Source organism: Tenacibaculum profundi (assembly GCF_057162725.1).
The window spans coordinates 2689148-2703114 of the sequence record NZ_CM169894.1 but is presented as its reverse complement, the minus strand read 5'-3'; the positions used below and the strand labels follow the sequence as shown (position 1 = coordinate 2703114).

Below are 13967 nucleotides of genomic sequence, written 5' to 3'. Positions count from 1 at the left end.
AAAAAGCATCTATATTTTCCTTGAAAACTGTTAATTTGTAGTATGTTGGAACTAAAGTATAGTACATTTTCTCTTGAAGCTGGAACAGATGAAGCTGGAAGAGGTTGTTTGTGTGGTCCTGTCGTAGCCGCAGCTGTTATCTTACCAGAAGATTTTTCTCATGAGCTACTCAATGACTCAAAAAAACTATCTGAGAAACAGCGTAAGCTACTTAGACCTTTTATTGAAGAAAACGCAATTTGTTTTGGCGTATCATTCGTAGATCAAATAGAAATTGATAACTTGAATATTTTACAAGCTTCAATTACTGCAATGCATAGGGCGATTGATAAACTTAAAACTACTCCTGAATTCATCATAATTGATGGAAATAAATTCAAGCCTTATAAAAATATACCTTTTGAAACTATTGTTAAAGGAGACGCCAAATATATGAGTATTGCCGCCGCTTCTATTTTAGCAAAAACATACAGAGATGATTATATGGCTAAAATTAATGAAAAATTCCCTGAATATAACTGGAAGAAAAACAAAGGATATCCAACAAAAGAGCATAGAAACGCCATTAGGAAGTTTGGAGCTACTCCATTTCATAGAAAATCTTTTAAACTACTCCCGGAGCAACTAAAACTTAACCTTTAAATTTTACTTTGATTTTGATCCGACAAATTGATCTGACTTTAACTTAAAAAGTACATTAAAAGTTGTTAAGCTTCCATAGATTCTTGTTATGTACTGCTGTAAATCTATTTTATCTTGATCGTCCAAAGTTTTACTAGAATTAATCTTTTGCTCCATAACCCTTATTCTGTCGCGAACCATAACTATTTTATGAAAAAAAGTATCAATTGGAATTTCTTTTGATACTAAATTCGTATCGGAGGGCTCAATAATCAACTTTCCTCCTTTGTATTTATCTGCAATAGGTACTATTTCCGAAATATCACTCCACTGTTTTAATATTTTTCTAAGCGTATGCTCTACTTCGTAAAAACTAACAGAATCAACTTCTTCATGAATTGCCTCAATAACTTCGAACTCATCGTTTATAGGAATTGTTTCTATTCCCTTATGCTGAAAAGTAACCCAATAATACTTGCTATCAACATTGGTTACAACTCCGAACCCCAGCTCTGAATGATTAATTCTTGATCCTATTCCTAATATTTTCATTTATTTTTTTGTTTAAATTATTTTTAGTTAAAATATAAATTAAAAATTAAAAATCATTACTTGTTTTCATCTAAAAACCCTCTTTATTTAACACATCCGTTATTTTAGCAAGGATTATTAAAATATACAACACGCATACTTAATCTCTTTCATAAAGACAGTTACTTTTTACATCTATCAAACACTCCTTTCAAATAAAATTAAATTTTTCATGTACTTTTGTACCTCAATTTTTTAGTATAATGATTAAAAGAACCCGCGCTGAACTCAATAAATGTATCATTCATAAAGTCGCTAACAAATACAATAGTGGGCAAAATGCTTTTTCTGAAAGTTTAGTCCGTTTTGATGAAGAAAGTTATGAATTACTACTCCCATTCCTTCTTAAGCCTTTTGGCTCTGTTACTCAAAGCTATCGTTTTAATCATCACTCTGATATCGGATTAAACGAAATCAATAAATATTCTACAGATATTTTTGAGAATGAAGATTCTTTTATTGAACATTCTAAAAATATTGTCAATCACCTATACGAGCAATCAAATTCAGCTAATATAAAAACGGGTGATGTCATTGTTGCTTATTTTGAAGGACTTGAGTATAGAGATGTATTGGTCGAAGCTGTGGGAATTTTTAAAATTGAAAGTAAAGTAGATTTCTTTCAAACTTATTTAGATGAAGAAGAAAGTTTTGATGTAGTTGTTCAAAAAGGTATTTCGACAAAAAAACTGGATAAAGGTTGTTTGATTCTAAATTCCTCAGATGTTGAGGGCACTGTTGTTTTATCTGTTGATAATAATAACTATGATGCACAATATTGGATTAAAAATTTTTTGAACGTAAAATATGCTGATGACAGAAACTTACATACGCAAAATTATCTTGAATTATGTAAAGAATTTTCAGAAGAAGTAATTAAACCGGAATTTGGAAAGCAAGAACAAAGCTCTTTTTTAGCCAATACTGTTGATTATTTTAAAGAGCATGAAAGTGTGGATTATCATAATTTTAAAGATGATGTATTTGAAGAAGATAAACATAAAGATATGTTTGAAGATTACAAAAAGCACTTTGAAAAACTAAATGATGTTTTAATCCGAAATAATTTCGATGTTTCCGATGCTGTATTAAAAAAAGAAAAGAGTAAATTTAAAACTGAAATTAAATTAGACACTAATATTCAAATTAAAATCGATGTGGACGCGCCTGACGCTTCCTCTGAATATTTAGAAAGGGGCTTTGATGAAGATAAAAAAATGAAATTTTATAAAGTTTATTTCAATGCAGAAAAATAATGCTACCCAAAAAATAAAAAAGGGATTAGATAATCTAATCTCTTTTTTATTTCATTCATTTTTCAAACCATTAAACATACTAAAGTTACTGTGTTAGAAACAACTATTTTTAAGCCATTTTTTTCACGTAATCCGTAATAATTACGATTTGTGTACCTCCTACTCTTCCTTCAACATACTTGGCATTTTCTGGGTCTAAAGAAATTCTTCTTACAGCCGTTCCCTGCTTGGCAACCATACTAGAGCCCTTCACTTTCAAATCCTTTATCAAAACCACGTTATCTCCTGCCTGTAAAATAGTTCCGTTAATATCTCTATGAATCACTTTTTCGCTTTCATCCAAGTGGTCTCCCAAAGCTTCAGCAAAACTCAATTCTTCCTCATTTAAATACATCATGTCCAATAAGTCTTGTGACCAACCTTCCTTTTTTAATCGATGTAACATTCTCCATGCAACAACTTTCACAGCAGTATACTCGCTCCACATACAATCATTTAAACATCGCCAATGATTAACATTCATTTTTTCAGGAGTTTTAATTTGTTCTACACACACCTTACATGCCAATAAACTTCCATCAAACCCTCCGTTTGAAACAGGAGGAACTTCATAAACTACTATGTTTTTTTTAGAAGTACACAACTCACATTGCCCACCACCTCTTTCTCTTAATTGCTCTATTAAACTCACGTTATAAAATTCAGTTTTTAACAACAAAAATACATTTTTTAACACCAAATTAAGATTGTTTTTATTCCAAATCTCTGCTTAAAAACTCAAGACAAACCGAATTAACGCTAGACATTTCCCCTATAAACCTATAGGGCAAGTACTTATTGTTAAATTACTTTTCAGAAAGTATATTTGACTCACAGAACTAATAAACTTACAATACCATGCAGTCATTTTTCATATCACTATTTTTTTACTGACTATTTCAAATACAACTTAACCCAAAAAAATAACCAAACGATAATTTCACCAAAATGAAAAAAACATTACTCTCAATCGGAGTGGCGGTAGAAACCGACTTGTCTAATATTAATAAACAAGAAATTTCAACGTTACAAGATTTACTTTACAAAAACAGAATAATTGTTATAAAAAATAATGAATTAACAGAAAAACAATTTTGTGACTTTGCACACTTAATGGGCGAACCAATACCATATTTACAAAAAAACTATAATCATCCAGAACATGATTTAATTTTTGTTTCATCCAATGTAAAACAAGGCAACACCCAAAAAATAGGTGTACCAAGAACAGGAGGCTATTGGCACTCAGATACAGCATTCGAAGAAGATCCTAAGTTAATCACAATGTTAATGCCAAAAATTTTGCCATTGAAAAGCCCCAGAACAACCAGATTCATTGACATGTCTAGTGTATACAAAAATCTTCCTTTACACTTAAAAAATGCTATTGAAGATGTTGAATTTTTACATAGTGGTCGTTACAAATACAAAGTAAGACCTGAAGACGTAGGGTTAGATGTTAGCGAAATTCTGGAAATGATTGATTACATCCAAGCACCTGTTGCACATCCTGCAGTAATAACACACCCGTATACGAAAGAAAAAATAATTTATGCTTCAAGAGGCTTTACTATCGGAATTAAAAACAAGGGACTTGATGAATCAAAAAAAGTACTAAATGAGCTATTTGACTTTGCTGAGCAACAAGAATTTGTAAAAGAAATACAATGGGAAAAAGGTGATTTGATTATTTGGGATAATAGATTTTTAGCTCATTCTTCAGGAAGAAAAAAAGCTCCGACAGATGATATCCATGTGGAAGTTTCAAAGGAGGAAGAAACAATGATGTATCGCATTACATTAAAAGATGGACTTCCTTTAACTGAAGAGAAAAAAATATATTGTAACAACAATAATTAAAAAACATGAATTCATTTACAGATAATTGTTCGGTACCTAGTACCGTTCCGGTACCTCCTATATTTCAATCTGACATTTTAACTCCTTACATGGAGCATACTACTTATTTGAAAAAATCTCAAATAATTCTGCCAAATAATGAGCAAACAGATGAAAAACAATCTTATCTTATCAAAGCTTTAGGTGAATTTTCTATTCCTGAAAGTTGCTATATTGATGACACAGGTCATTTTAATTCAGTTGAATTTAATATCTGCTTCAATCAAATATCTTATGTAATGTTTGCTTTCGCTTTTAAGCATAATATTTTCAACTCAGTTCTCAAAGACTGGAAAAAGAAAGGACTTAGCTATGAGTCTTTTAGAAAAAATCAGTTATCATCAATGCTTATCGTAAAAATTGAAGGAAAATTCCTAAGTAATCTAGCTTCTGATCAGTTTTGGGGAGAAGTTAGTTTAAAAAAGATATTATTTAGATCTGATGTAATTTATTTTTATACTGACATTATTTACTACGACAAACACAACGGAAAATCAAATGGATCTGTAGTACTAGCTTACAACCCTAATCTAAACAAAAGAACAACATAAGAGCACATAACAAAAAGCTGCTCTAAAGAGAGCAGCTTAAAATAAATTAACACCCTATTAAAATAAATTTAGACATGAGAAATCAAAAAAATAAAGCTATTAAATCTGCTGAGTCCGTTGCTGCTCTGAGAGCTTCTGCTCATCAAGATGCTGATCTCGAAATAAAATGTAAAGACTATCTTGCAAAACATTTTTTAAAAAGCAATTATAAATTACTTACCTCAATAAAACCTCATAGCTTACAAAAAAAGATTCTTGAAAAAATAGCGCCAGGCAGCTATAATTACATTATCACAAGAACAAAACATTTTGACAAAATTCTTTTGAGTGAAATAACTAATAATATTGAGCAGTTAGTAATCTTAGGAGCTGGTTACGATACTAGAGGTATTAGATTCCAAGAAGCTCTGAGAAATGCTTCAGTTTTTGAGGTAGACATACATTCAACACAGTTACAAAAAAAGAAAGTTTTAAATAAAAAAATTTCGTTCACACCTCCACAAAACTACACTTTTGTTTCCTTAGATTTCACCAAAGATGACCTGAGAGAATCACTTGAGAAACACGGTTTTTTAACTACCCAAAAAACACTGTTCTTATGGGAAGGGGTTTCTTATTACCTTCCTGAAAAAGACGTGAAGAAAACACTTAATTTTGTAAGCCTATGTAAAAAAGGAAGCTCCATTGTCTTTGACTATTCCATAAAGTCATTTGTTTTAGGTGATCATTCTACTTATGGTGGTAAGAAATTAGCAAAATGGTTGAAAAAAATAAAAGAACCATTTTTATTTGGACTAGCACCTGAAGAAACTCCTAACTTTATTAAAGAATGTAATTTAAAGTTACTAAGTGATATGGGACCGGAAGAATTAAGTAATCAATACCTTATAAACTCAAAAGGAAAAATTGAGGGGAATACATTGGGGCATGCAAGAATGGTTCATGCTTCCTCCTAAGAATTAATAAAACATAAATTAATTTAAAGTTAACTACGATAAATAAACAAATTTTAAAAATGAAAAACTCATATAGTCTAAGATACCCTCATCCTGTTTTGCTTTCTTCTAAATTAAAAAGAAAAAAAATAGTTGAAATAGTGATCAACGATAATAAATTCACTTTATTTAGAAATAAAGTAAATAAACCTCAAGCAGTTCCTTCAGCATGCCCTCACAGGGGGGCTAATTTAGCCAAAGGAAAATTAGACAAAAACTTTGAATTAATATGTCCATATCATGCATGGAAAATAAATCATAAAGGAATGGCCAGTAGCCCCTCTGCTCCAAAAAGAGTTTGTAAAATACATAATTTAAAAACTTGGGAAAAATATGGAGTCATATGGGTTGCTAATGAAGATACAACTGAAAAGTTTCCTGATTTTATGGAGGATAATTTTTCACTGGTAGGAAAATTTTCACAAAAATTTGAAGCTCCTATTAATGTGGTTATCGATAATTTTAGTGAAATTGAACATGCTTTTAAAGTACACCGTTTTATTGGTTCAGACAAGAAAGATTTACATACTGTAAACTTTTCAGTTTCAATAGAAGAAGAAGAAACAAAAGGGATTAGCTCAGGAAAATACAGAAAACAGCCTTTTATTTTCCGTAAATTATTTGGTATCGAAAAAGGAGATTATTATCATAATGATTGGTCTTTTAAATTCAAACCACTAAATGCATCTTACAGAAACTACTGGACCAATAAAACCGGAAATAAAGTAAGATCTAACCAATATATCATAACCACTTTTTTTACCCCCATAACATCTAATAAAGTTGATATATTTGTATTTGTACAAATGAGTATTAAAAATAAGTTTTTAAGAAAAATCAAATCTATCTTAAGCTTTTTCACTGTAATGGTTACAAAATATGAAATATGGGAGGATGCCAAAATTGCGAGATTTGCTCCTGAAAAACCTGAAGAGAATACTTCCTGGAAGTTAACAAGTTTCGACAAACAGATTTTTCATAATCGAAAAAAAGCCGAGCGTATTTATTTTGGAATTCAAGAAAAGAATACTGTAGCAGAAGAAGTGTAAAAATAGACGCTTGAAAACATAAAACCAATTTGATAAAATTTAGACTACCACGAAAAATGCCATTATTTTACCTTATGATTAAGGTAAAAATGGTAGGCTTCTACTTTACAAGCTGAATAATTTTCAATGTTTACTTATAAATATAACTCAATCAAACCTTCAGGCGTAACCACCTCTATAGTTTCATTTTCACGATCTACTTTTTTGATAAAATCATCTATCATAGGTATAAAAATTTCTTTACCATCCTTCTCCACTACAAATAACGGTTGTGAAGACGAATCGTTGATCTCTTTTATAACTCCTACTGATCCAAAAGAACTATCTTTTATCTTAAAACCTATAATTTCGTGATAATAAAATTTATCTCCTGATAATTTTGGCAACAAATCTAAAGGTAAATATACCCCGGTTTTAAGTATCGCCTCGGCATCACCCTCACTATCAACACCTTCAAATTTCAACCGAAGCATTGTGCCTCTGCTTAGAGAAGACTTTTCAATAAAAAAAGGAACCAGATTATCGCCTAAATCGACAAATACTGATTCCAAATTTCTATATAGTTCAGGTTCATCAGTATCAAGCTTGATTACTACTTCACCTTTAAAACTATGTTTTTTTACGATTTTGCCAAGATAAAAGCAATTGTCTTTATGCATTACCGTATTCACGTTGTTATTCTTCACTATCAGAACTAGCTTCTTCTGTAGTAGCGTCTTCATTATCTACCACTGGAGCTTTAGCAGCTATACGTGCTTCATTTGTCGCTTTTTCTGCCTCCAAAGCTTTTGCTTTGGCATCTTCTTGCGCCTTAGCTAAATCTTCAGCTTTACCTGCTACTTTTCCACTTTTCTCTTCAACCCACGCGTTGAATTTAGCCTCTGCTTGTTCTTCTGTCAAAGCACCTTTTCTTACACCACCAGCTAAGTGATTTTTCAACATAGCGCCTTTATAAGATAAAATTGCTCTTGCCGTATCTGTTGGCTGTGCACCATTTTGCAACCATTTTACAGCACTATCAACATCTAAGTTAATTGTAGCAGGGTTCGTATTAGGATTATAAGTTCCTATTTTCTCTAAGAAACGTCCATCTCTTTTTGCTCTTGAATCTGCAGCAACCACCCAATAAAATGGTTTTCCTTTCTTACCGTGTCTTTGTAATCTAATTTTTACAGGCATAATTTTAATTTGTAAGGTACACGTACCTTGATTATTAATTTGAGCTTGCAAAGCTACAAAATTTTTATAAAGTATACCGGTTAATTCAATTTATTTTAAAACGTCAACTAAGAATTAATGATCAATTAGCCTCCTCTTTTTTCATATCAATGAGAACTATTTATAATTACCCTTAAAATAGAATTAAATTTTATAAATCTTTCTTTAAAAAAAGCACTTCACTTCTCCATTTCCAAAATTTCATTTGCCTTTTGATGTTGATAACACGAATAATCCTTTTCAAAATACCCCGTAAATTCTTTGTATTTTTACACATTTAACAGAACCATAAGACCTCAAACAGAATATAAAAAAATGTACCTGATTTTTGATACCGAAACAACTGGACTGCCTAAAAGTTGGAATGCACCGATTACCGATATCGATAATTGGCCAAGAGCTATTCAAATTGCTTGGCAGTTACATGATGAAATGGGAAATTTAGTAGAACATAATGATTTTCTAATTCAACCTGAAGGCTTTAATATTCCTTTTGATGCTGAACGTATTCATGGAATCTCCACTGATCTAGCCATTGAGGAAGGTATTTCTTTAGCTGAGGGATTATCGTTATTTAATCAAGCCTTAGAAAAAACAAAATTCATTGTTGGTCAAAATGTTGGTTTCGATGTAAATATCATGGGATGTGAGTTCCATCGTTTAGGTGTTAAGAATAACCTGACTGACCTTCCTGTATTGGATACCTGTACAGAACATACGGCTGAACTTTGTAAAATCCCTGGAGGAAGGGGAGGTAAGTTCAAACTACCAACATTAACCGAACTTCATAACTTTTTGTTTGGAGTTGGATTTGGTGAAGCGCACAATGCAACTGCTGATGTTGAAGCAACAACACGTTGCTTCCTTGAATTAATTAGGCTTCGTCAGTATACTCAGGAACAATTAGATGTATCAGAAGATTATTTTGATAAATATTCCGAAAGCAACCCAATGCCTATTAAGGTTATTGGCTTAAAGCATCTGAACCTAAAAAAAGAAAGTGATAAAATTCGTAAACGAAAATCTTCTGAAGCGAATGATATTTCAACACATAGTACTTCTGAAGGCCTAGCTAAACTAGAAAATGTAAAATTCGCTCACCTCCATAATCACACACAATTTTCAGTATTACAATCAACGATTCAAATTAGCGGTATTGTTAAAGCTGCCGCGAAAGATGGTATGTCTGCAGTCGCACTTACTGATAGTGGCAATATGATGGCGGCTTTTCATTTCGTTAAAGAGGTATTAGGGTATAATAAATCTGCTGAAACTCCTATAAAACCGATTGTTGGATGTGAGTTTTTTGTGTGTGAAAATCATACTGACAAGTCTAAAAAAGACAACGGATATCAAGTTGTCCTTCTCGCCAAAAATAAGAGAGGATATCATAACTTGGCAAAAATGGCCTCCATTGCCTATGTCAATGGATTCTATTATGTTCCAAGGATAGATAAAGAAGTAATAAAACAGTATAAAGAGGATATCATTGTTTTAACAGGTAACTTATATGGTGAAGTTCCTGGTAAAGTTTTAAATATTGGTGAAAAACAAGCGGAGGAAGCTTTACTTTGGTGGAAAGAACAATTTGGTGATGATCTTTACATTGAATTAATGCGTCATGGACAAGAAGATGAAAACGCTGTAAACACAACACTTTTAAAGTTTGCTAAACAGCACAGTATAAAAATAATTGCAACTAATAATACTTTTTATTTAGATAAAGAAGATGCCAATGCACACGATATTTTATTATGTGTGAAAGATGGTGAAAAACAAGCTACACCTAAAGGTCGAGGTCGAGGATATCGCTATGGCTTACCTAACGAAGAATATTACTTTAAATCATCTGAAGAGATGAAAAAACTGTTTGCAGATATTCCTGATGCTATTATCAATATTCAAGAAATCGTAGACAAAGTAGAAGAATATACTTTGGCAAGAGATGTATTACTACCAGCGTTCGATATTCCTGATCAGTACCAGGATGAAGCCGACAAAGAAGATGGGGGTAAACGTGGAGAAAATAATTATTTAAGAGCGTTAACTTATGAAGGAGCAGAAGAAAGATATGATAAAATAACTGAGAGCATCAAAGAGCGCTTAGATTTTGAACTTGAGGTAATTGCCAATACAGGGTACCCTGGTTATTTCTTAATTGTACAGGATTTCATTAAAGCTGCTCGAGAAATGGGGGTATCTGTTGGGCCTGGGCGTGGCTCAGCAGCTGGATCTGCAGTAGCATACTGTTTAACTATTACCAATATTGATCCAATTAAATACGATTTACTTTTTGAGCGCTTTTTAAACCCAGAACGTGTATCAATGCCCGATATCGATATCGACTTTGATGATGAAGGTAGAGGACGTGTAATGGACTACGTAATTGATAAATATGGAGCCAATCAAGTAGCTCAAATTATTACTTATGGGACCATGGCTGCAAAATCATCCATTAGAGATACCGCCCGTGTTCTAGATTTACCATTATTTGAAGCAGATCGAATTTCGAAATTAATACCTGGGGTAAAACTGAAAAATATTTTTGGTGATGATGATAAAAGTAAGGGTAAAATTGCAGGACTTCGTTCAGAAGAGCGAGAAAGCGTTGAAGAACTTCGAAATATAGCCCAAGGAAACGGTTTAGAATCCGAAACAATTAGTCAAGCTGTTATTCTAGAAGGTTCTGTTCGCAATACAGGAATTCATGCCTGTGGCGTTATTATTACTCCTGATGACATCACCAATTTCGTACCTGTTTCCGTAGCAAAAGACTCCGATATGTATGTCACTCAATTCGACAACTCTGTCGTAGAAAGTGCCGGACTACTTAAAATGGATTTTTTGGGGTTAAAAACATTGACCTTAATCAAGGATACAGTAAAAATTGTAAAAGCACGTCATAATGTTGATCTCGATCCAGAAAGCTTTCCTATTGATGATGTAAAAACATATGAACTCTTCCAAAGAGGAGAAACGGTTGGAATATTCCAATACGAATCTCCTGGTATGCAAAAATACATGCGTGAATTAAAACCTACTGTATTTGCAGATCTTATTGCTATGAATGCTCTCTATCGTCCTGGTCCACTAGAATATATTCCTTCTTTTATTAGAAGAAAACATGGAGATGAGCCAATTGAATATGATCTTCCCGCGATGGAAGAATATTTAGCCGAAACATATGGAATTACCGTTTATCAAGAGCAAGTAATGCTGCTTTCACAAAAATTAGCTGATTTCACTAAAGGCGAGGCTGATGTGCTTCGTAAAGCAATGGGTAAAAAACAAATTGCTGTTCTTGAAAAAATGAAGCCTAAGTTCGTTGAACAGGCAGTAGCTAATGGTCATGATGAAACAAAACTCGAAAAAATTTGGAAAGACTGGGAAGCCTTTGCTTCTTATGCTTTCAACAAATCACATTCAACGTGTTATGCCTGGGTAGCCTATCAGACAGCTTACTTAAAAGCACATTATCCAGCTGAATATATGGCTGCTGTTCTTTCAAATAACATGAACGACATTAAACAAGTTTCTTTTTTTATGGAAGAATGTAAGCGAATGGGGCTTGAGGTATTAGGCCCTGATGTAAATGAATCATTTTCTAAATTCTCTGTAAATCAAGAAGGAGCTGTTAGATTTGGAATGGCTGCTATAAAAGGTGTAGGCGGCACTGCGGTTAAATCAATTATTGATGAACGTAAAAAAAACGGTAATTATTCCTCTATTTTCGACGTTGCCAAGCGCGTTGATTTAAGAGTTGCAAATAAAAAAGCTTTTGAAGGACTTATTTTGGCCGGAGGCTTTGATTCTTTTACCAACACACACAGAGCACAATACTTTGCTTTAGATGAAAAAAATCAAACTTTTTTAGAAAAAGCACTTCGCTTCGGAAATAAATATCAAGAAAATAAAAACTCATCACAAGTTTCCTTGTTCGGAGAAGCTTCAGCTGTTGAACTACCAGAACCTACCATACCTCTCTGTGATACTTGGGGAACCATGGAGCTTTTAGCTAAGGAAAAAGAGGTTATAGGAATGTATATTTCTGCGCACCCTCTTGACGATTTTAAAAATGAATTAAAGTTTTGCAACGCTTCTTTAAGTCACTATAAAGAGCTGGCAAAATATGAAGGGATGGCTCTCAGTTTCGCTGGTATTGTTACCGATGTACAGCACCGAGTTTCTAAAATGGGAAAAGGTTGGGCTGCTTTTACAATAGAAGATTATGGCGATAGCTTTGAATTTAGAATTTTTGGAGAAGAATATTTACTTTATAAACATTTTTTAGTTCCTAATTCATTTGTTTTTGTAAAGACGATGGTAAAGCCTGGATGGACAAATAAAGAAGGTATAAAAGGAGACCCTAGAGTTTCTTTTACTGATTTTACACTCCTTCAAGACATTATGGATAAACTGTGTAAAAAAATTACAATAACCATACCGTTAAACGAAATTAAAGAGAAAATCATCAAAGATTTGCAACATTTATTCGCTACAAATAAAGGTTCACAAAGTTTACACTTTACCGTTTGGGATGCTGAAGAAAAAATAGAATTAAATTTACCAAGCAGAAGTACTAAAGTGAAAATATCAAATAAATTTCTTTGTTCATTGGATGAACAATTTATCAATTATAAATTGAATTAAAAAAATATGCTCTCAAAAAACAATGATAGCAAAGACTTATTAAATGATATCTACAAAGGAAAATTGTATGAAGAATTAATTTTACAATTAAACAAAGATTTTTCCTTGGTTGGATTAGACTGTCATTTTTCAAAAGACGAATTGCCTTTTCAACTAAAGGAAAAACTAGACAAAACCATACGAAATCTGATTAAGACAGACTTTAACGTTTATTTATCTCTGCTTTATAGAATTGACGTTTCTGAAGATAATATTACTACCTCAAATACCGACAATCTAGCATCATATTCAGAAAAAGTATCCTTTGAAATCCTAAAAAGAATTTGGAAAAAAGTTTGGTTTAGATCTCATTTTTCTTAACATTCTCTTTTAACAATAAAAATCCTAAAAATAAAAACATCAGCTTTTTAGCTAAATCAAGCTTTTTAATTTTATTTTTAGTATTAAGCATTCTAAATAAGTCAGTACTTGTCTTTATTTTTTGCATATCAGCGATAAAGTATTGGATAAAAGGTTATTCATAGACAAATAATAGTGAGTCAACTAATTAAGCTCTCGTCTCTTATCTATATGTCTATCTCTAAAAACACCAGTGATAATTACGAGAATATAAGCTACTCTAGAGAATAAAATATATTTTTTAGTTGACAACTCTTTTCTTGTCAGTCTCTATTAAAAAATGTAACATTTTAACAATCAAAATTAAATCCAATTGTTTTTGATGATACAAATACATTTTGAAAACGGTGTAACTTATACTGAAAAAAATCTTGACAATTATTTAAACAGCAACTTACATCTTAAAAAAAGTCTTTTCAAAAACATTTATACCTTGACAATAAAAAGATTTTGGATTTTAGATGTGGAATAGCTGGTATATCTATCTAAATTGTAAAACAGTATGAAAATTGCAAAGTACATAGTTTAGATATTGATACGCATCATATTGTAATAACTGAATACATGTTGAGAAAGTACAATATTTCAATATGTAAAGGTAGAATTACATGATGCAATAGAATCACCTTTACAAAATCATGAGAAATTTGATCTGATTATTTTTAACGATGTAGTAGAACATATACCCATTAAAATTTT

At 31.9% G+C, this 13967-nt stretch carries 12 protein-coding genes; 8 read left to right on the top strand and 4 right to left on the bottom strand.

What is annotated here, in order from left to right; genetic code table 11:
* Nucleotides 1-42: 42 nt before the first annotated feature.
* The gene (gene rnhB, locus AC2GW8_RS11000; RefSeq protein ID WP_440879921.1) at nucleotides 43-642 is read left to right on the top strand and encodes a ribonuclease HII; all 600 of its coding nucleotides are present in this window, start codon (nucleotides 43-45) and stop codon (nucleotides 640-642) included.
* A gap of 3 nt (nucleotides 643-645) precedes the next feature.
* Here the strand turns inward: rnhB and AC2GW8_RS10995 are convergent, their stop codons facing one another.
* Nucleotides 646-1173 (bottom strand): DUF8685 domain-containing protein, encoded by a 528-nt coding sequence (locus AC2GW8_RS10995; protein WP_440879920.1) that lies wholly within the window; start codon nucleotides 1171-1173, stop codon nucleotides 646-648.
* Between the two features lie 242 nt (nucleotides 1174-1415).
* On the opposite strand from AC2GW8_RS10995, the gene AC2GW8_RS10990 reads away from it, so the two are divergent.
* Nucleotides 1416-2468: a nucleoid-associated protein gene (locus AC2GW8_RS10990; RefSeq protein WP_440879919.1), complete on the top strand. Its 1053-nt coding sequence runs from the start codon at nucleotides 1416-1418 to the stop codon at nucleotides 2466-2468.
* Between the two features lie 109 nt (nucleotides 2469-2577).
* On the opposite strand, the gene AC2GW8_RS10985 is transcribed toward AC2GW8_RS10990, so the two are convergent.
* Nucleotides 2578-3159, bottom strand: a complete 582-nt coding sequence (locus AC2GW8_RS10985) for a PhnA domain-containing protein (protein ID WP_440882211.1) — start codon at nucleotides 3157-3159, stop codon at nucleotides 2578-2580.
* Between the two features lie 296 nt (nucleotides 3160-3455).
* Here AC2GW8_RS10985 and AC2GW8_RS10980 point away from each other — a divergent pair, with 296 nt between their 5' ends.
* The 4 genes from AC2GW8_RS10980 to AC2GW8_RS10965 all read left to right on the top strand — a co-directional run bounded on the left by AC2GW8_RS10980 (nucleotide 3456) and on the right by AC2GW8_RS10965 (nucleotide 7001).
* Complete coding sequence (locus AC2GW8_RS10980; protein ID WP_440879918.1) at nucleotides 3456-4367, top strand: TauD/TfdA dioxygenase family protein; 912 nt, start codon at nucleotides 3456-3458, stop codon at nucleotides 4365-4367.
* Nucleotides 4368-4372: 5 nt separating this feature from the next.
* Nucleotides 4373-4957, top strand: a complete 585-nt coding sequence (locus AC2GW8_RS10975) for an FcoT family thioesterase (RefSeq protein ID WP_440879917.1) — start codon at nucleotides 4373-4375, stop codon at nucleotides 4955-4957.
* A 74-nt stretch (nucleotides 4958-5031) separates the two neighbouring features.
* Nucleotides 5032-5913: a class I SAM-dependent methyltransferase gene (locus AC2GW8_RS10970; protein WP_440879916.1), complete on the top strand. Its 882-nt coding sequence runs from the start codon at nucleotides 5032-5034 to the stop codon at nucleotides 5911-5913.
* A gap of 59 nt (nucleotides 5914-5972) precedes the next feature.
* The gene (locus AC2GW8_RS10965) at nucleotides 5973-7001 is read left to right on the top strand and encodes a Rieske 2Fe-2S domain-containing protein (protein WP_440879915.1); all 1029 of its coding nucleotides are present in this window, start codon (nucleotides 5973-5975) and stop codon (nucleotides 6999-7001) included.
* A 134-nt stretch (nucleotides 7002-7135) separates the two neighbouring features.
* Here AC2GW8_RS10965 and rimM read toward each other — a convergent pair whose 3' ends face one another.
* Together rimM and AC2GW8_RS10955 are read right to left on the bottom strand one after the other, a co-directional pair.
* On the bottom strand, nucleotides 7136-7660 hold the full coding sequence (rimM, locus tag AC2GW8_RS10960; RefSeq protein ID WP_440882210.1) for a ribosome maturation factor RimM: 525 nt from the start codon (nucleotides 7658-7660) through the stop codon (nucleotides 7136-7138).
* Nucleotides 7661-7676: 16 nt separating this feature from the next.
* A complete protein-coding gene (locus AC2GW8_RS10955) occupies nucleotides 7677-8180 on the bottom strand; it encodes a 30S ribosomal protein S16 (RefSeq protein ID WP_440879914.1) in 504 nt (167 codons plus the stop codon).
* Nucleotides 8181-8534: 354 nt separating this feature from the next.
* Here AC2GW8_RS10955 and dnaE point away from each other — a divergent pair, with 354 nt between their 5' ends.
* The gene (gene dnaE, locus AC2GW8_RS10950; protein ID WP_440879913.1) at nucleotides 8535-12869 is read left to right on the top strand and encodes a DNA polymerase III subunit alpha; all 4335 of its coding nucleotides are present in this window, start codon (nucleotides 8535-8537) and stop codon (nucleotides 12867-12869) included.
* Nucleotides 12870-12875: 6 nt separating this feature from the next.
* A complete protein-coding gene (locus tag AC2GW8_RS10945) occupies nucleotides 12876-13229 on the top strand; it encodes a hypothetical protein (protein ID WP_440879912.1) in 354 nt (117 codons plus the stop codon).
* Nucleotides 13230-13967 lie beyond the last annotated feature (738 nt).

Coding starts and splice junctions, on each gene's coding strand:
- AC2GW8_RS10945 (WP_440879912.1), top strand. CDS start 12,876: ATGCTCTCAAAAAACAATGATAGCAAAGACTTATTAAATGATATCTAC.
- AC2GW8_RS10995 (WP_440879920.1), bottom strand. CDS start 1,173: ATGAAAATATTAGGAATAGGATCAAGAATTAATCATTCAGAGCTGGGG.
- dnaE (WP_440879913.1), top strand. CDS start 8,535: ATGTACCTGATTTTTGATACCGAAACAACTGGACTGCCTAAAAGTTGG.
- AC2GW8_RS10975 (WP_440879917.1), top strand. CDS start 4,373: ATGAATTCATTTACAGATAATTGTTCGGTACCTAGTACCGTTCCGGTA.
- AC2GW8_RS10970 (WP_440879916.1), top strand. CDS start 5,032: ATGAGAAATCAAAAAAATAAAGCTATTAAATCTGCTGAGTCCGTTGCT.
- AC2GW8_RS10980 (WP_440879918.1), top strand. CDS start 3,456: ATGAAAAAAACATTACTCTCAATCGGAGTGGCGGTAGAAACCGACTTG.
- AC2GW8_RS10990 (WP_440879919.1), top strand. CDS start 1,416: ATGATTAAAAGAACCCGCGCTGAACTCAATAAATGTATCATTCATAAA.
- rnhB (WP_440879921.1), top strand. CDS start 43: ATGTTGGAACTAAAGTATAGTACATTTTCTCTTGAAGCTGGAACAGAT.
- AC2GW8_RS10965 (WP_440879915.1), top strand. CDS start 5,973: ATGAAAAACTCATATAGTCTAAGATACCCTCATCCTGTTTTGCTTTCT.
- rimM (WP_440882210.1), bottom strand. CDS start 7,660: ATGCATAAAGACAATTGCTTTTATCTTGGCAAAATCGTAAAAAAACAT.
- AC2GW8_RS10955 (WP_440879914.1), bottom strand. CDS start 8,180: ATGCCTGTAAAAATTAGATTACAAAGACACGGTAAGAAAGGAAAACCA.